Source organism: Paraburkholderia oxyphila NBRC 105797 (assembly GCF_000685075.1).
Classification (GTDB): Bacteria; Pseudomonadota; Gammaproteobacteria; order Burkholderiales; family Burkholderiaceae; genus Paraburkholderia; species Paraburkholderia oxyphila.
This window is the reverse complement of record NZ_BAYD01000005.1, coordinates 41,305-57,915: the sequence shown is the minus strand read 5'-3', so window position 1 is coordinate 57,915 and position 16,611 is coordinate 41,305. Positions and strand designations below refer to the sequence as shown.

Annotated in this window: 16 protein-coding genes; 8 read left to right on the top strand and 8 right to left on the bottom strand. The window is 64.3% G+C overall.

What is annotated here, in order from left to right:
* Window positions 1-183: 183 nt before the first annotated feature.
* From BO1_RS04255 to BO1_RS04230, 6 genes are all read right to left on the bottom strand, one after another.
* Entirely contained in the window at window positions 184-387 is a 204-nt protein-coding gene (locus BO1_RS04255; RefSeq protein WP_028216504.1) for a cold-shock protein, read from the bottom strand.
* Window positions 388-683: 296 nt separating this feature from the next.
* Window positions 684-1,292 (bottom strand): hypothetical protein, encoded by a 609-nt coding sequence (locus BO1_RS60945; protein ID WP_245643705.1) that lies wholly within the window; start codon window positions 1,290-1,292, stop codon window positions 684-686.
* A gap of 282 nt (window positions 1,293-1,574) precedes the next feature.
* Window positions 1,575-2,306 carry an ABC transporter ATP-binding protein gene (locus tag BO1_RS04245; RefSeq protein ID WP_028216503.1) on the bottom strand — a complete coding sequence of 244 codons (732 nt, stop codon included), beginning with the start codon at window positions 2,304-2,306 and terminating at the stop codon, window positions 1,575-1,577.
* Window positions 2,294-4,120 (bottom strand): branched-chain amino acid ABC transporter ATP-binding protein/permease, encoded by a 1,827-nt coding sequence (locus BO1_RS04240; RefSeq protein ID WP_052409348.1) that lies wholly within the window; start codon window positions 4,118-4,120, stop codon window positions 2,294-2,296. Before BO1_RS04240 ends, BO1_RS04245 begins: the two co-directional genes overlap by 13 nt.
* 3 nt (window positions 4,121-4,123) lie before the next feature.
* The gene (locus BO1_RS04235) at window positions 4,124-5,023 is read right to left on the bottom strand and encodes a branched-chain amino acid ABC transporter permease (protein ID WP_028216501.1); all 900 of its coding nucleotides are present in this window, start codon (window positions 5,021-5,023) and stop codon (window positions 4,124-4,126) included.
* A 25-nt stretch (window positions 5,024-5,048) separates the two neighbouring features.
* On the bottom strand, window positions 5,049-6,242 hold the full coding sequence (locus BO1_RS04230) for a branched-chain amino acid ABC transporter substrate-binding protein (RefSeq protein WP_028216500.1): 1,194 nt from the start codon (window positions 6,240-6,242) through the stop codon (window positions 5,049-5,051).
* Window positions 6,243-6,550: 308 nt separating this feature from the next.
* Here BO1_RS04230 and BO1_RS04225 point away from each other — a divergent pair, with 308 nt between their 5' ends.
* The 4 genes from BO1_RS04225 (at window position 6,551) to BO1_RS04210 (ending at window position 10,229) form a co-directional block, all read left to right on the top strand.
* Window positions 6,551-7,795, top strand: a complete 1,245-nt coding sequence (locus BO1_RS04225) for a D-amino acid dehydrogenase (RefSeq protein WP_028216499.1) — start codon at window positions 6,551-6,553, stop codon at window positions 7,793-7,795.
* The gene (locus BO1_RS04220; RefSeq protein WP_028216498.1) at window positions 7,792-8,568 is read left to right on the top strand and encodes a maleate cis-trans isomerase family protein; all 777 of its coding nucleotides are present in this window, start codon (window positions 7,792-7,794) and stop codon (window positions 8,566-8,568) included. The genes BO1_RS04225 and BO1_RS04220 overlap by 4 nt, the downstream gene beginning before the upstream one ends.
* Before the next feature lie 54 nt (window positions 8,569-8,622).
* Entirely contained in the window at window positions 8,623-9,483 is an 861-nt protein-coding gene (locus BO1_RS04215; protein WP_028216497.1) for an urea carboxylase-associated family protein, read from the top strand.
* 194 nt (window positions 9,484-9,677) lie between these two features.
* Complete coding sequence (locus BO1_RS04210) at window positions 9,678-10,229, top strand: SLOG cluster 4 domain-containing protein (RefSeq protein WP_043283741.1); 552 nt, start codon at window positions 9,678-9,680, stop codon at window positions 10,227-10,229.
* Window positions 10,230-10,315: 86 nt separating this feature from the next.
* Here BO1_RS04210 and BO1_RS04205 read toward each other — a convergent pair whose 3' ends face one another.
* A complete protein-coding gene (locus BO1_RS04205; protein ID WP_028216495.1) occupies window positions 10,316-11,539 on the bottom strand; it encodes a Zn-dependent hydrolase in 1,224 nt (407 codons plus the stop codon).
* A gap of 138 nt (window positions 11,540-11,677) precedes the next feature.
* On the opposite strand from BO1_RS04205, the gene BO1_RS04200 reads away from it, so the two are divergent.
* Both BO1_RS04200 and BO1_RS49545 read left to right on the top strand, forming a co-directional pair.
* Entirely contained in the window at window positions 11,678-12,598 is a 921-nt protein-coding gene (locus BO1_RS04200; RefSeq protein ID WP_028216494.1) for a LysR family transcriptional regulator, read from the top strand.
* A gap of 70 nt (window positions 12,599-12,668) precedes the next feature.
* A complete protein-coding gene (locus BO1_RS49545; protein ID WP_043283739.1) occupies window positions 12,669-12,926 on the top strand; it encodes a hypothetical protein in 258 nt (85 codons plus the stop codon).
* Window positions 12,927-13,094: 168 nt separating this feature from the next.
* On the opposite strand, the gene BO1_RS04190 is transcribed toward BO1_RS49545, so the two are convergent.
* Window positions 13,095-13,835 carry a 3-ketoacyl-ACP reductase gene (locus tag BO1_RS04190; RefSeq protein WP_028216493.1) on the bottom strand — a complete coding sequence of 247 codons (741 nt, stop codon included), beginning with the start codon at window positions 13,833-13,835 and terminating at the stop codon, window positions 13,095-13,097.
* A 1,073-nt stretch (window positions 13,836-14,908) separates the two neighbouring features.
* On the opposite strand from BO1_RS04190, the gene BO1_RS04185 reads away from it, so the two are divergent.
* Window positions 14,909-15,694: an ABC transporter substrate-binding protein gene (locus tag BO1_RS04185; RefSeq protein ID WP_028216492.1), complete on the top strand. Its 786-nt coding sequence runs from the start codon at window positions 14,909-14,911 to the stop codon at window positions 15,692-15,694.
* Between the two features lie 23 nt (window positions 15,695-15,717).
* On the top strand, window positions 15,718-16,569 hold the full coding sequence (locus tag BO1_RS04180) for a phytanoyl-CoA dioxygenase family protein (protein WP_028216491.1): 852 nt from the start codon (window positions 15,718-15,720) through the stop codon (window positions 16,567-16,569).
* Window positions 16,570-16,611 lie beyond the last annotated feature (42 nt).

Genomic DNA, 16,611 nt, shown 5'->3' with positions numbered 1-16,611 from the left:
GGCGGGAACCTGATATCGAACAGCAAGCGCGAAGACTGGGCGAGCTATAGACACCACACCTTCAAGCTGCAGGCGCGGCGGGAACAGGAAAGCAAGAAAAGATCGCTGGCATGCGTGGCAAACGAGCGCCACGCAAGGCGAGAGAATCGCGCCGCCCCAACGGGCCGGCGCGATCCGATAGCGTTACTGCGGCGTGATGTTCGAAGCCTGCAGACCCTTCGGGCCGCGCTTCGTTTCGTAGCTGACCTTCTGGCCTTCAGCAAGCGTCTTGAAGCCCGTGCCACGCACTTCCGAGAAGTGTGCGAACAGGTCGTCGCCACCCTTGTCCGGCGTAATGAAGCCAAAGCCCTTGGTATCGTTGAACCACTTGACAGTACCGGTTTCCACTCGTAATTCCTTAAACAGACGAATAAAGTTGCACGCCCTTATGAAAAGGGCGACTAAAAGATCAAAAAGAGGAGAGGTCAACTAGAGCCGCGGATAGCGGCAAAGGATGAGCAATCGAGCATTTTGGAGACTTTGGTGCACGAAGGTACGCGGTAGTCAGCGCCGCGTCAAGCGGTTTCTTGCACAAGAACGAAACGGCAAGCCAGCTGCGGGGCCGATTGAACGGCCCCGGCAACGATTGAACGAGCCTCCTGGCGCGAAGCCTTCGGCTCGCTTTCCAGACTCGCATCCGTCGCTCAACTGTCAGGTGGGCGCGCCGGCACCTTCTGCCAGCCGCTGGAGCAAGACCGGACGTAGGGATAATAGCCACGCGAACTCGCGCAGTAGTACCAGAAGGCGAGTTGCGGTGCGCCGCCGCCCTGGTCATCCATATCGGCGACACCCGCCTGTCCCTGATCCTGCCCCTGCTCGACATATTCGGCCGGTTGCAGCAGATCGCCGGATACGTACGGGTAGTAGACGCTGGCGTAGTACGGCGGGTAGTAATACGGATAGAACGGATAGCCGTAGACGAAGCCCGGACCGAAGTAAAAGCCGACGCTCACCGACCCGCAGCAGCCATACCAGCCGTGATAGTAGCCGCCATGGTAGTAGCCACCGTGGTAATAGCTGCCGTGATACCAGCCGCTGCCGTGATATCCGCCGTTCCACCCGCCGCCGCTCCAGCTGCTGCCGTGGTTCACGCCGCCGTAGCCCCCACCGCTCCAGTTGCTGCCGTGGCTCCCGCCACCCCAGCCGCCACCGCCGCTGTGATACCAGCCGCCGCCTCTACCGGCGCTAGCCGCGGCGCTCATGGACAGCGCCACCAGTACGAACAGCAGCCGGCACAATCCGCGCCTTGTCATGATGTTCACCTCGATCGCTCGCGCATCGTCCGGCACGACACCGTGTCCGCGTCCGCCGGCTCCGGACCAGCCACCGCCTCAGCGGCGTTAGTCTCATAGACCAGTTTAGGCGTCGGGACGGTATTTTTCCTGTATGACGAGGGCCCACGCGCACACACGCCGCGCGCTGGTCAGACCTCGATTGAACATGCCTCGCCTGACCGTTAGTTGCAACAGTCGCCGGCCGGATTGCACGAGATACGGGCTTTGGCCCGCCCCCGGCCAAAGCCAGCACGCACAGACTTACCCCGCCGCGGTCGCACTCCCGCCGAGATACGCGGCACGCACGCGGCTGTCCTGCGCCAGTTCCCGGGACGCGCCCGCGAGCGCCACGCTGCCGCTCTCCAGCACGTAGGCCCGGTGCGCGATGCGCAGCGCCTGCCGGACGTTCTGCTCGACGAGGAGCACTGCCGTGCCTTCGGTGCAGATGTCCGCGATCATGCCGAAGATGGCGCGCACGAGCTTCGGCGCGAGCCCCATCGACGGCTCGTCGAGCAGCACGAGCCGCGGCTTGAGCATCAGCGCGCGCGCGATGGCCAGCATCTGCTGCTCGCCGCCGCTGAGCGTTCCGGCCAGTTGTGCCCGGCGCTCGCCGAGGCGCGGGAAGGTCTCATAGAGGGCCGCGATCCGGCGCTCGAGTGCGGCGACGTCGCGCCGCATCAGATAGCCACCGAGCCGCAGGTTCTCCTCGACCGTCAGCACGCCGAACATCCTGCGCCCCTCGGGCACGTGTCCAATGCCGAGCGCGACGATCCGATGGGCCGGCAGTCCGGTCAGCGCTTGTCCGTCGAGCGCGATATGCCCGCCGCGTGGGCGCAGCAGCCCCGAGATGGTCCTGAGCGTGGTGGTCTTGCCCGCGCCGTTGGCGCCGAGCAACGCCACGATCTCGCCCGGCCCGACGTCGAGCGAAATACCGTGCAGCACTTCGATGTTGCCGTAACTCACGCGCAGATCGCGGACCTCTAGGAGCCCCACAGCGATTCCTCCCCATCGGCGGCATTGCTGGCGTCGTCTTCCTCGGCCGTGCCCAGATAAGCATCGATCACGCGCGCATCGCTCTGGATCTGCGCGGGCGGCCCTTCGGCGATCATGACGCCATGATCCATCACGATGATCCGGTCCGATACGCCCATCACGAGCGTCATATCGTGCTCGATCAGCAGGACCGTCACGCCCAGCGCGCGAATACGCCGGATCAGCTCCATCAGCGCCTGCTTCTCGGTCGGATTCATCCCGGCGGCCGGCTCGTCCAGCAGGATGAGGCGCGGGTTGCTGGCGAGCGCGCGGGCGATCTCCAGCCGGCGCTGGTCGCCGTACGGCAGATCGGCCGCGTATTCGCTCGCCCGCCCGCCCAGTCCGACCATGTCGAGCCAGCTCATGCCTTGCGCCTCATGCTCGGCCGCTTCGGCGCGTGCGGAGGGCGTACCGGCCAGCTCGGCAAGCAGTGGCGTGTGCAGCCGGTGATCCATGCCCGTCAACACGTTCTCGAACGCGCTCATATGCCCGAACAGACGAATGCCCTGAAACGTGCGGGCGATGCCGCGATGCACGTTGCGGTGCGGCGCGCCGCCACCGAGGGGGCTGCCGCCCCAGAGCATGCGCCCGCCGCTTGCGCGGATCACCCCCGTGAGGCAATTGAATACCGTGGTCTTGCCCGCGCCGTTCGGGCCGATCAGCGCGAGAATCTCGCCGCTGCGCACCACGAAGCTGATGCCGCCGATCGCCATCACGCCGCCGAAGCGGCAAGTGAGGTCGCTCACCTCGAGCAGCGTCTCGCCCGCTGCGGCGGCTGAAGGCGGCACGGGGGCTGCAGGCGCCCCGGCCGGCGGCACGGCTGAAAGATCCGCCCGTGGCAGGGCGCGTCTCGCGCGCACGGGCCACAAGCCTTGCGGGCGCAGCAGCATCAGCACCACGAGCGCCACGGCGAATCCGAAGATGCGCCAGAGGTTCAGAAAGCGCAGCATCTCCGGCACGCCGGCCACGATGATCGCGCCCAGAATCACGCCCGGAATGCTGCCGCGCCCGCCGAGCACGACCACGATGAGGATCGTTACGGACTGCAGATAAGTGAAGCCGGTGGGATCGATGGTGCCAAAGCGCGCGGCAAAGAGGCTCCCCGCGATCCCGCCGATCAGCGCGCCCATCACATAAGCCAGCAGCTTCACGCGCAGCGTGGCAACGCCAACCGCCTCGGCGGCGGCTTCGTCCTCGCGGATGCTCGTCCACGCGCGCCCGAGGCGCGAGCGGCCCAGCCGCACGGCGAACAGCAGCACGACGATCAGGAACGCCATGCCGAGCTCGTAGACCGCGCGCGGCGAGCTGATCTCATAGCCGAACAAGCCCGGGCTGGCAATGCCGTAGATGCCGTTCGGCCCGCCGGTAATCTCGAGGTTGGTCGCGACGATGCGGGTGATTTCGCCAAAGCCCAGCGTGACGATCGCCAGATAGTCGCTGCGCAGACGCAAGGTCGGATAGCCGATGACAATCCCCGATACGCCCGCGAAGCCGAGACTGAACGGCAACGTCTCCCAGAACGAGAAACCGAGCAGCGTTTCGAGCAGCGCCGTCGTATACGCGCCGATGGCGAAGAAGGCCGCATAGCCGAGATCGAGCAGTCCCGCGTAGCCCACCACGATATTGAGCCCGAGCCCGAGGATCGAGTACGTGACGATGGTGAGCGCCACGTCGATCAGGTAGTTGCTGGAGAACGCGGGCAGCGCGATGGCCACGGCCAGCAGCGCGACAGTGGCAAGCGTGGGCCACGCGGGCATCGAAGCCGTTGCGCGCATGGGCTACATCCTCTCCACGACGCGTTCGCCGAACAGGCCCGTGGGTTTGATCACCAGCACGGCGATCAGGACGCCGAACACGAACACGTCGGTCCAGCGCGAGGACACATAGCCCGCGCCGAACGCCTCGAGCAGCCCGATCAGGAAGCCGCCCGCCATGGCGCCCGGAATATTGCCGACGCCACCGAGCACCGCCGCCGTGAACGCACGCAGACCGAGCACGAAGCCCATGAAAAAGTTGATCTGCGTGTAGTACAGGCCCTCCATCACGCCAGCCACCGCGGCGAGCACCGATCCAATGAAGAAGGTGAGATGGATCATCCGCTCGACATCGATGCCCATCAGGCGCGCGGCGTCCTGGTCGATGGCGAGCGCGCGCATCGCCGTGCCCAAAAACGTATGGTGTACGAAGAAGTAGAGCGCGAGCATCAGCGAAAAACTGGCGGCCACGATGCCGATCTGCGCAAACGTAATGCGCACGTCGTGCAGATTCAAGCCCGCCTGGGTCAACAGGTGCGGATAGGTCCTGAAGCCGGCGCCATACATCAGCAGCACGGCATTTTCGAGCAGCAGCGAAACGCCCAGCGCCGTGATGAGGATCGACAGACGCGGCGCGCGCAGCAAGGGCTGATAAGCCACCCGCGCGATGACGACGCCGAGCCCGCCGGTGGCCGCCATCGACGCCGAGAAGGCGGCCAGCAGCGCAAGCGCGAGCGGCAGATGCGCGCTCGCGAGCGTCGCGAGCGAGGTCCAGCCGATGAACGCGCCGACCATGAACAGGTCGCCATGCGCAAAGTTGATGAGGCGGATGATGCCGTACACCATTGTGTAGCCGAGGGCCACGAGCGCGTAGAACGAGCCGATCGTCAGCCCTTCGACGACGAACTGGAAAAAGGCGTTCATGGCCGCAACGGAGGCGTTGCCGCGCTCACTTCATGGCGACCCACTTGCCCGATGCATCCTGCCGCTGGTAGGCAGCGAACTCATCGTTGCGCACGATGATCGTGATGTAGACGGCCACGCTCCGGTCGCCCTTCGGATTGAACCCGATGGTCCCGGTCACGCCCGGATAGTTCTTGATCTTGTGCAACGCGGCGATGATCGCGGCGGGGCTCGCCGACTTCGCATCAGCGATGGCTTTCGCGGTCACGCCCACGGCATCGTATTCATAGACCGAATACGGACCGGGGCCATGGCCATAGGCCTTCGTGTAGTCGTCCACGAAGCCGTGCGCGCCCGAAAGGAATTGCGCGAGCGGCGAAGTGGTGATGATCATGCCGTCGGCCGCCGGGCCCGCGGTTTTCATGAGCGTCGGGTCATTGGTGCCGTCGCCGCCCATCAGGGTCATCTTCAGCCCCAGTTGCCGTGCCTCCTTCACGATCAGTCCGGCTTCGGAGAAGTAGCCGGTGTAGTAGATCACGTCAGGGTTCAGCGACGCGACCTTGGTGAGCGTCGGCGAATAGTCCATCTGGCCCGGCGTAATGGAGTCGGCGTACACGACATCGACGCCGTCTTTCTTGAGCGCCTCGACCGTGTTCTCCGCGAGCCCCTTCGCATAGGTGGTGTTGTCGTCGATCACGGCGGCGCGCTTCGCGTGCAGCGAGTTCTTGATGAAGCTTGCCGCGAACGGGCCCTGCTCGTCATCGCGCCCGATGGTCCGGAACACGTTGTCGTAACCCATTTCCGTGAGCTTCGGGTTCGTCGACGCGTCCAGCACATACGGAATGCCCGCGCGATGAAACGTCGTCAACTCGGGCAGCGCGGCGCTCGAGCAGTACCCGCCCGCCACGGCAGCCACGCCCGCGTCCACGAGCTTCTGCGCGGCCTGAACGGCCGTTTGCGCGTCGCAGGCATCGTCCTCGGGCACGAGCTCGATCTGCTTGCCGAGCACGCCGCCGGCCGCGTTGATCTTCGCGGCAGCGAGCTTGGCGCCATCGACGATATCGGTGCCGGCATTGGCATTGCTTCCCGAGAGGGGCACCGGCACGCCAATCTTGATGGTCTGGCCATGCGCCGCACCCGCGGAGAACGCAGCGAACGCCGCGAGTCCAAGGATCGCCGAGCCGAAGGTCTGCCGCAAAACGCGGGTGGCACCGGGCCGGCCATTGTTCTGAATATTCATGTTCGTGACTCCTGTCGACCGCACGTGGCGCCTCAGGCCCCGGACGGTCCCATGCAACGCTGACTGTGTTTGCGGCCGGCCCTGCGCGACGCGCACAAGCCAGTGGTCAGTTAGCGCAACGTAATGATTCGTGACGCGCCGGGCGCCGCGCATCGCGTGTGTGGATAGAGCGTCGTGGTGAGGCGCGAGGACGCCCTCTTCATGATAGGTCTCGAAGACCGCCTGGCCGGTATAGGGTATGCGCGAATAAAGCCCACGCAACCGCGCCGGCAAGCCTATATTTCGTGCAGGATGGCAGGGGAGCGCGCATGGAGACCATCGTGCTGGGTGCAGGCATTGCAGGGGTCACGACGGCGTACTGGCTCGCCCAGGACGGCCGCGCCGTGACCGTGGTCGATCGCCGCGAAGGTGTTGCGCTCGAAACCAGCTTCGCCAACGCCGGGCTCGTCGCGCCGGGCCACTCTTACACCTGGGCTTCGCCGCGCGCGCCCGCAATCCTGCTCAAATCGCTGTACAGCGGGGGCCAGGCGCTGCAACTGCGGCTGAGCGCCGACCCGCACATGTGGGCGTGGTGCGCCCGGTTCCTGCGCAACTGCACCGCCGCCCGCTCGCGCGAGAACACGGCGCGCAAGGTCCGCCTGTGCCGTTACGCGCAGGAGCAGTTGCAGCAATTGACCGCGAAGGAGCAACTGCAATACGACCGGATCAGCCGCGGCCTCCTCTATCTCTATCGCGATGCAGCGTCGTTCGCGCGTGGCTGCTCGCACATGTCGATCCTCACGGAAAACGGCTTGCAGCTCGAAACGCTGGACGCGGCTCAGGTGCTCGCGCGCGAGCCGGCGCTCGAGCATGCGCGCGACAAGATCGCTGGCGCAATCTATTGCCCCACCGACGAAAGCGGCGACGCACGCCAGTTCACCCGCGAGCTGCAAAAGGTCTGCGAGCGAATGGGTGTGAGGTTCGTGTTCGATGCCCCCATCAGCCGCATCGAAGCGTCGGGCGACCGGATCACGGGTGTGCGTACGCCGCAAGGGCTGATCGAAGGGGACGACTTCGTGCTCGCGCTCGGCGCGTATTCGCCCGTTCTCGCGCGTCCGCTCGGGTACCGGCTGGCGATCTACCCCGTCAAGGGCTATTCGGCCACGTTTCCGGCCGGGCCCGAACACCGTCCCCCGCAAATCGGCGGCGTGGACGAGAACCATCTCGTCGCGTGGGCGCGCTTTGGCGCGCGCCTGCGCTTTACGGCGACGGCCGAGTTCGCGGGCTACGACACGCACCACGCGCCCGCGGACTTCGCGCCGATGCTGCGCGCGGCGCGCGAGCTCTTTCCCGACGGCGCCGACTACACGAAGCCGAGCTACTGGGCGGGGCTGCGCCCGATGACGCCCGAGGGCACGCCCTTGATCGGCCGCACGCGCCACCGTAACCTGTTCCTGAACACGGGACATGGCCACATGGGCTGGACGATGTCTTGCGGCACCGCACAACTGCTTGCCGACATCATGGCGGGACGCACGACCGAGATCGATCTGGCAGGGATGACGATCACATGAGCACACCCCCACTACCGCACGACGCCTACACGAAGCTCGATTTCGCGCTCGACGCGGGCATCGCGCAGCGCGCGGCGATCGGCCTTGTCGTGCTGGCGACCGACCACACCATCGAGCACGAATGGCGCCAACTGCTGCGGCAGCCCGGCGTCGCCTTCTACGAGTGCCGGCTCGCGAACTCGCCCGATATCACGCCGGCGCGGCTCGCCGAGATCGAGTCGCGCATCGCGCCGGCGGCCGCCCTGCTGCTGCCCGGCGAGCCGCTCGACGTGGTGGCGTTCGGCTGCACTTCAGCCTCGATGGTGATCGGCGAGGAGCGCGTGTTCGCGCGCATCCGCGAGGCGCGTCCCGGCATTGCCTGCACGACGCCGATCACGGCCGCGGTGGCGGCGCTCGAGGCGCTGCAAGCATCGCGCATTGCGCTGCTGACGCCCTATATCCGCTCGATCAACGAATTCATGCGCGACTATATTGAAGCGCGCGGCATCGCCGTGACCCGTATCGCGTCGTTCGAACTCCCGGACGACAACGCGGTCGCCCGCATCGACGCCCCATCGCTCTGCATGGCCATCGAGCAGCTTGCCCGCGTGCCAGCTGTGGACGCGGTATTCGTCTCCTGCACGAGCCTGCGTGTCGCGAGCCTCGTGCCGCAGCTCGAAGCGGCGAGCGGCAAGCCCGTGCTATCGAGCAACTACGCGATGGCGTGGCACGCATTGCGTCTTGCCGGCGTGGGCGATAGCGAGCCGCAACTCGGGCGATTGTTTGCGATGTAGCCCGGGATCGCCCTTTCATTTCCCTCTCTTCGAGTTACCCGGGAGAACCGCGTCATGTCGAACTATCCCGCTGCTTACCAGGTCACCAAAGGCTCAGTCCTGAACGTCGACAAGTCCTTTTATTCCGCGATCGCACAGCGCCACGACGCGCGGCAACGGATCGAGTCGTACGTCGTGCCGATCCGCAGCGGCTTCGCGTGGACCGTGCCGGCCGGCCACGTGTTCCGCATCGTCACGCTGGAAGGCCCGCAGGTCGCCGACTTCAACATGTGGCACCGGCACAATCCACGCGAGCGCATGTGGGCGTCGCGCACGCGCCAGTTGCAGGCCGCGCACGTGACGACGTTCGATCGCATCTGGTCGACGCTGCCGTACTTGCGTCCGATGGTCACGATCACCGACGACACCCTCGCCGGCTACGGCGTCGACGGCGACGGCGGCCGCGTGCACGATCTCCTCGGCACGCGCTGCGACCCGTACGTGAACAAGCTGCTGACCGGCGAGGATTTTCATTTCCATTGCCACTCGAACCTTGTTCGCGCGATCGCGCCGTACGGGCTCACCGAATTCGACGTGCACGACGTGCTCAACGTGTTCCAGTGCACGGGCCTGAACGACGACGACAAGTACTTCATGAAGGCCTGCCCCGCGAAGCCCGGCGACTATCTCGAGTTCTTCGCCGAGATCGACCTGCTGTGCGCGATGTCCACGTGTCCCGGCGGCGACCTCTCGGTGCCGATGTGGGGCCCCGATGCGCGCGACCCGATCGACGTCTGCCGGCCGCTCGGTGTCGAGGTGTACAGGCTTGACCCGAGCCTGCTCACAGGCTGGTCGCCGCCGCCCGTCGCGCCGTACAAAGGCCAGCACGGGATGCAGCCGCCGCAGGCTGACTGGCAGCACGGCAAGAAGGGTTGATCAAGCCTCTGGCAAAGTTCAATGCCACGTTGATATATAATCAGGAATACGAATGATTTAGACGTATCTACGCCCTGCCATTCGACATTACCCGCTGAATCGTCGAAAATCGGTGCAACGCGTTGGCTCGGAGCAGCGATCAAGCTGCCCGGTATCGCGTCCCGCGTTCGCGTGAATCAGAGGAGGAGCACTCGGTGGCAATCGTTGGAGTAATGGGTTCGGGCAAGGTCGAATGGGAAGCCCTTTCGACGCCGCTTGGGAAATGGATCGCGGAACAAGGTTTCGATTTGCTGACTGGAGCGGGGCTTGGCGTCATGCTGTCGACTGCGCGCGCGTTCTCGACTACGCACGGCCGCAAGGGGCGATCCATCGGAATCATGCCCAGCGAGGCGCATCCTGTGCGCGGTTTCGCGCCTCTCCAGGGTTATCCCAATCCGTATATCGACTTGCCGATCCTCACGCCACTGCCGCGCAAGCTGGCCGAGGCGCCAGACGACGCGTTGAACCGGAATTACGTGAACGTGCTCACGAGCGACGTGGTCGTGGCGCTGCCCGGGAACCAGGGAACCCTCGACGAAATCCGGCTGGCAACGCGCTTTGCAAAGCCGCTGATTTGCATCGGCCCGATCGACGCCTTCGAGGGCGTGCCGCCGGGCACGCGTATCGTCTCCGCGCTCGAGGACGTCTATCAGTTCGTGCTGGCAACAATAGGCCCGGTCGACGAAGCGGCGCCACGCCAATCCTGAGCCTCGGGCCAGGGAGACCGCCGCGCTGGCCGGCCGCCGGCTAGCGCAGCGCCCATGCCGCGCCGGCCGCTGCACGGCCCACAGCGCTACCGCGCGCAATCGGCCAGCAGATTCGCCAGCACCGACGCGCCCTGCGCGAGGTGCACGGGGTCGGCGTCTTCGGCCTCGTTGTGGCTGAGTCCAGCCTTGCACGGCACAAACACCATCGCGGTCGGCGCGACGTACGAGAGGTTCACGGCGTCGTGGCCCGCGCCGCTGCACATCTCCAGGTACGGATAGCCGGCGGCGGCCGTCGCCTCCCGCACGCGCGCGACGCACTGTGCATCGAACACCACCGGCTCGTACTCGGCCACCGTCTGCACCTCTACGCTCGCGCCCCGCAGCGCGGTGCGCTGCAGACAGATCGCCTCGATGTCGGCGACGAGCCGTTGCAGCGCCGGCCGCGAAGGATGGCGCACGTCGACGCTGAACCGGACCTTGCCGGGTATCGTGCTCGGCGAGTTCGGCTGGCACGCGATATGACCGACGGTGACACGCGCATCGGCATCGAAGGCGTGGCCGTGCTCCACGATCGCGGCGATCATCGCGGCCGCCGCGCCCATCGCGTCCTTGCGCACGCTCATCGGCGTCGTGCCCGCATGCGATTCGAAGCCGGTCACCGTGACATCGAGTTCGTAGATGCCCTGCACACCGGTCACGACACCGATCGGCAGGCCGGCATGCTCCAGCACCGGGCCTTGCTCGATGTGCGCCTCGAAATAGGCTTTCGGCATCTGCCGCTCGCGCTCGGGGCCGGCAAAGCCGCTGCGCTCGAGCTCCTGCCCGAGCAGCACGCCCGTGTGCATGCACGGCCGCTCGCGAGCGTAGTCGAGATCGAGTTTGCCGGCATACACCGCGGAGCCCATCATGCCGGGCGTAAAGCGCGAGCCCTCTTCATTGGTCCATGCCACGACCTCGAGCGGATGGCGCGTGGCGATGCCGGCCCCATTGATCGTACGAATGGCCTCGAGGCCGGCGAGCACACCGTAGACGCCGTCGAAGCGGCCGCCGAGCGGCTGCGTGTCGAGATGGCTGCCGCACATCACGGCTGGCGCGCCGGGCTGCGTGCCTGGCCGGCGCGCGAACACGTTGCCGATCGGATCGATGCGGATTTCGCAGCCGGCCTCCTCGCACCAGCGGATGAACAGGCGCCGGCCCTGCACGTCCTCGTCGGTCAACGCGAGCCGGCAACTGCCGCCGTGCGCGGTCGCTCCTATCGTGGCCATCTCCATCAGCGAATCCCAGAGCCGTTGCTGATTAACGAAGATCATCGTGGTCGCTCCTGAAAAGTACCGAGCATAGCTACCCGGCACGATAAGGAAAATTCAAAAGTTTTTTGCGCATGATAAATTTCGCTTTTCACGTAGCGTTCCCCTCACGATCCCGCCCTCCTGCACCGCCAGCAGTTCATGAAACTCAAGCAGCTCCACGCCTTTCTCGCTGTCGCCGAGCACCGCACCATTCGCGGGGCGGCGAGAGCGCTCGGCGTCACGCAGCCGGCGGTCAGCAGCATCGTGCGCGAGCTCGAGCTCGACCTGGGTGCGCCGCTCGTCACACGCAGCGTCAAGGGCATTGCACTGACCGAGTACGGCAGTGCGTTTGCCATTCGTGCGCGGCTGATCGTCGAGGAGATGCAGCGCACGCGCGACGAGATCGAGCAATTGCGACTGGGCACGACCGGTTCGGTGTCGCTTGCGGTCAGCCCGACCGTTGCGATGACGATCCTGCCTCGCGCGTTCGATGCCTTCACGCGCAGCCTGCCCGGCGCGACCGTGAGCTTCGACGACGCGCTGAGCGCAACCGATCTCGCCCGGCTGCGTGACGGCACGCTCGATTTCATCGTCACGCATCGGCTGCCGGACGCGCTGCCGGACACCGGCGAATTTTCGAGCATCCCGTTGTTCCGCACGGTGTTCGTGGTCGTGGCGAGAGACCGGCACCGGCTGGCGCGCGCGCGCTCGCTGCGCGAGCTAGGCGACGCCCAATGGTGCGTGCCGCAATACGGAGAAGACGGCAAGGATCTGATCCGCTCGATCTTCGTTCCGCTGGGGATCGATGTGCCGAAGCGGGTGATCCATTGCCCGTCGTTTGCCGCAACGCTCGGGCTCGTGTCGCAGACCGACGTGCTCGGCGTGTTCGCCCGTCCGCTCGTCGACGTCGAGCACAGGCCGCGCGGGATCATCGCGTTGAATCTCGTCGAGCCGCTGCCGCAATTGACGGTCGCCATTGTGATGCGGCGGCATGCGTTGCTGACGCCGGCCGCGCTGCGTTTCATCGAATGCCTGAAAGCGGCGTCGGCCATCGTCGCGGGCAAGGGCGATGGTCAATGAGGAAAGTCGCGGCGGAGCACGCCGGAAATTTGAATCGCAAGAACCTTCAATACAAGGAAAAGGAGCACGAATGAAGCTTTCGAAATGCCTGTTGCTGATGGCGCTGGCGCTGTCCGCCACGGGTTACGCGCAAACCTCGCAAACGTATCACTTCGGCGAAGGCCAGTCCGGTTTTGGCGAAGGCCAGAGCACGCCGCAACGCGAGCATGCGAGTTCTACGCCGCCCCATACGGCAGCGAAGCCCAAATCGAAACCGAAGCACAAGCCGCAGCATCGGCGCCATACGCAGGGCCGTTCGCCGCTTCAGGACTCGTATTCGCGGCCTTGAACGAAAGACCATGAAACTGGCGCATCGCCGGAATCGCAGCCGTGATCCGCGCGTGCGATATCGAGCGCATTGCGATGCCTGGCCGAAAATGAAAAATCCCTGCGCGGCGTAATCCGCCAGGCAGGGATCTTGCCGGGCGCGAGCCCAGCTGCACGCGAAGACTGCGACTCAGCTCATGTGAAGTCCGCCGTTAAGCGAAAAATCAGCGCCTGTCGAAAATCCCGCTTCGGCCGAAGCCAGCCATGCGCATATCGAGGCGATCTCGTGCGGTTCGCCGAGACGCCGCACCGGAATGCTGGCGACGATTTTCTCCAGCACTTCGGGTTTCACGGCACGCACCATATCTGTGCCAATGTATCCAGGCGAAACGGTATTGACCGTTACACCCTTCGTAGCAACCTCCTGGGCTAGCGCCATCGTAAAGCCGTGAATACCGGCTTTGGCTGTCGAATAATTCGTCTGACCAAACTGGCCTTTCTGGCCGTTGACCGACGAAATGTTGATGATGCGCCCCCATCCGCGATTGACCATACCGTCAATCACCTGCTTGGTCACGTTGAAGAGACTGGTGAGATTGGTGTCGATCACGGCGACCCATTCTTCATGGGTCATCTTGCGAAATACGACGTCTCGCGTAATGCCAGCATTGTTGACGAGCACGTCAACTTCACCGACCTCCGACTTTACCTTTTCGAAAGCCTTGGCGGTAGATTCCCAATCGGCGACATTACCCTCAGAAGCGACAAAATTGAAACCAAGCGCCTTTTGATCCTCGATCCATTTTGCGCGGCGTGGTGAATTCGGGCCGCAACCGGCGACGACCGTAAAGCCGTCACTGTGCAGCCGCTGGCAGATTGCGGTTCCAATGCCACCCATTCCACCAGTTACATAGGCAATGCGCTGTGCCATAACTCCTCCAAACATTTCTGGGTTGTATAACGAACGGCTTCTACGGGAGGATAAAAGCTAGTTTGCATCAGCATACGATGCAACTGCGATGGGCACTATCCCTTATGGAAATACCGGGCTGCGCGCGCGCATAAATAGCGCTTTGTCTTTTTCCGCAACAGCGAACGCCGCCGTGACGGTGATTTGTCGGCGCTCACATAAACAGGCGAGAAAATGCATGGTGAATATTTCTTGCGCTCGAGCGGTCACACGAAATGACCGCTCGGTTCCGCCAGAAAATCATTGGTTCGCCAATGAATTGAGGGGCGGAAACAGACGGCAAGACGATCGTCAGCGTCATTCCTTTCGCGTCTTGGGCTGCGGGATCTGCCGGGGCGGCTCGGATCCGCGCGGCGTTGGCTCTCTCGTGCATGCGTCCGGGGGCATGACATTGGGCACGTCGTCGCGGCAGCACGCATAAACCGGAAACCCGTATGCATTCGTGCCGATGATGGTCGTTGGCCCGTGCAGCGGACAGACCGCTTTCATGGCGCCTCCCAAAATTTGCAAAAACACGTCCTATGTTACGCGCAGAATGGCGGCGTGACACCACTTGCACCGCCGTCAACGCGAGCCAGACCAACGCATCGAATATCGATCGATCTGGATAGCACTACTGCGTAATTCTGCAAATTCTGCGGTATTGATTCGATTCCCCGGCTCGGGAAGTTGTATAGACATATAAAGGCCACTCCTTATCGGGGTAAACCCTTCATCCCGGCCCGTACACGTCTGCCAGGGCAAATACCTAAGCCATCGCTTATCGAATCATTTTCAAGACAATTTCTCCTAATTCAAGTCATTTCTCGCCGATCATGGCGACTTCCCTAGCGCCCGAGCGCTCGCTCCCCGGCTCCTCCCGTGCTCATCGCACCGTTCTCGCTTGCACGCGTTAATCGAGGTGGTCTAGACTGCATCACAGTTTCATCAAGAACGTGAAGCCACTCGCACAACAAAGGCACCAATTACCGCAGTTCATCCAGTCGGCCGGGCGGATCTTGCCCGTCGCGCCGACCCACTCAGGGGAACAAGTCATGAACCGGATCGTCAAGTTTCTCGTAGTCTCGCTTGCCGCAGCACCGCTCGTTTCGTTTGCTGAGGATGCCTCAACGATCCGCTGGGGCGTCGACCCCACCTATCCGCCGTTCGAGGCAAAGCAGCCGGATGGTTCGATCACCGGATTCGACATCGACCTGCGCAACGCGATCTGCGCGCAGCTCCACGCGAAATGCGTGTGGGTCGAGCAGGGTTTCGACGGCATGATTCCCGCGCTGCATGCGAAGAAGTTTGACGTGATCATGTCGGCCATGACCGCCACCGACGAACGTCTGAAGCAGATCGATTTCTCGAACAAGCTCTATTCGTCGCCGGGCGCGCTAGTCGCGCCGGTGGGGTCCGGGCTGCAGCCGACCGTTGCGTCGCTGGTCGGCAAGCGTATCGGCATCGACCAGGGCACGACCCAGGAAGCCTACGCAAAGGCCGAATGGGCACCGAAGGGCGTCACGATCGTGACGTATCAGAACCAGGATCAGGTCTACGCCGACCTCGTCAACGGCCGCCTCGACGCCACCTTCCAGGACAAGACGCAGGCCGGCTACGCGTTCCTGGACACGCCGCGCGGCAAGGGTTACGCATTCGCCGGCGGCGACGTCACCGATCCGCGCATCACCGGCCATGGCGTCGCAATGGGGCTGCGCAAAGGCGATACCGACTTGAAGAATCGCCTGAACGGCGCGATCGCCGCGATTCGCGCGAACGGCACCTACCAGAAGATTGCGGCGAAATATTTCGACTTCGACATTTACGGCGCAACGCAATGAATTCAATCACCGGAAAGGCAACTATGACCATGAATATTCGTGAACGTGTCGAGAAGGCGGTCACGCCCGAGCTGATCAACGCGTTCCGCACGGAAGGCGCCGTGTGCATCAAGGGCATTTTCTCGGCGGACGAAATCGAGGCGCTCAAGGCCGGCATCGACAGCAATCTCTCTCACCCGAGCGCGCGCTCGAAGGTTGCGAGCCGGCCCGAAGATCCGGGCTGGTTCTTCGAGGACTTCTGCAACTGGGAGCACAACGCCGCGTACCGCGAGTTCATTGCGCGCTCGCCCGCGCCTTCGGTCGCGGCCGCGCTGATGGGCGTCGATACGGTCCGCCTGCATCACGACCACCTTCTCGTGAAGGAGCCGGGCACGCAGCAGCGCACGCCATGGCATCAGGACCAGCCCTACTACAACATCGAGGGCGACGACAACGTCAGCATGTGGATTCCAGTCGACCCGGTCCCGCTCGAATCGACGCTCGAATTCGTCGCGGGTTCACATCGCGGCCCGTGGCTGATGCCGCGCACGTTCATGGACAAGGAAGCGAAGTGGTTCCCCGAAGGCAGCCTCGCCGATCTTCCGGACATCGAAGCCAATCGCGATGCCTTCCCGATCCGCCATTGGGCGCTGGAGCCGGGCGACATGGTGTGCTTCCGCATGTTGACGCTGCACGCGTCGGGCGGCACGCGCAATCGGCGGCGCGCGTTCTCGATCCGCTTCGTCGGCGACGACATCCGCCATGCGCCGCGCCGCTGGAAAACGTCGCCCGATTTCCCCGGGCTCGCCGAAGCGTTGCCGGAGGGCGCGCCGCTCGAGCATCCGCTGTTTCCGGTGCTGTGGTCGAAAAGCGATGGGCAGGTGAACGCACTCTGAAACGCAGCGCAACCGGCGGGCGGCGGACCGATGGGCCGCCGC

Excerpts from the sequence above, each read along its gene's own strand:
- BO1_RS60945 (WP_245643705.1), bottom strand. The coding sequence starts at position 1,292 with ATGACAAGGCGCGGATTGTGCCGGCTGCTGTTCGTACTGGTGGCGCTG.
- BO1_RS04240 (WP_052409348.1), bottom strand. The coding sequence starts at position 4,120 with ATGCGCGCAACGGCTTCGATGCCCGCGTGGCCCACGCTTGCCACTGTC.
- BO1_RS04235 (WP_028216501.1), bottom strand. The coding sequence starts at position 5,023 with ATGAACGCCTTTTTCCAGTTCGTCGTCGAAGGGCTGACGATCGGCTCG.
- BO1_RS04230 (WP_028216500.1), bottom strand. The coding sequence starts at position 6,242 with ATGAATATTCAGAACAATGGCCGGCCCGGTGCCACCCGCGTTTTGCGG.
- BO1_RS04225 (WP_028216499.1), top strand. The coding sequence starts at position 6,551 with ATGGAGACCATCGTGCTGGGTGCAGGCATTGCAGGGGTCACGACGGCG.
- BO1_RS04220 (WP_028216498.1), top strand. The coding sequence starts at position 7,792 with ATGAGCACACCCCCACTACCGCACGACGCCTACACGAAGCTCGATTTC.
- BO1_RS04215 (WP_028216497.1), top strand. The coding sequence starts at position 8,623 with ATGTCGAACTATCCCGCTGCTTACCAGGTCACCAAAGGCTCAGTCCTG.
- BO1_RS04205 (WP_028216495.1), bottom strand. The coding sequence starts at position 11,539 with ATGATCTTCGTTAATCAGCAACGGCTCTGGGATTCGCTGATGGAGATG.
- BO1_RS04200 (WP_028216494.1), top strand. The coding sequence starts at position 11,678 with ATGAAACTCAAGCAGCTCCACGCCTTTCTCGCTGTCGCCGAGCACCGC.
- BO1_RS49545 (WP_043283739.1), top strand. The coding sequence starts at position 12,669 with ATGAAGCTTTCGAAATGCCTGTTGCTGATGGCGCTGGCGCTGTCCGCC.
- BO1_RS04190 (WP_028216493.1), bottom strand. The coding sequence starts at position 13,835 with ATGGCACAGCGCATTGCCTATGTAACTGGTGGAATGGGTGGCATTGGA.
- BO1_RS04185 (WP_028216492.1), top strand. The coding sequence starts at position 14,909 with ATGAACCGGATCGTCAAGTTTCTCGTAGTCTCGCTTGCCGCAGCACCG.
- BO1_RS04180 (WP_028216491.1), top strand. The coding sequence starts at position 15,718 with ATGACCATGAATATTCGTGAACGTGTCGAGAAGGCGGTCACGCCCGAG.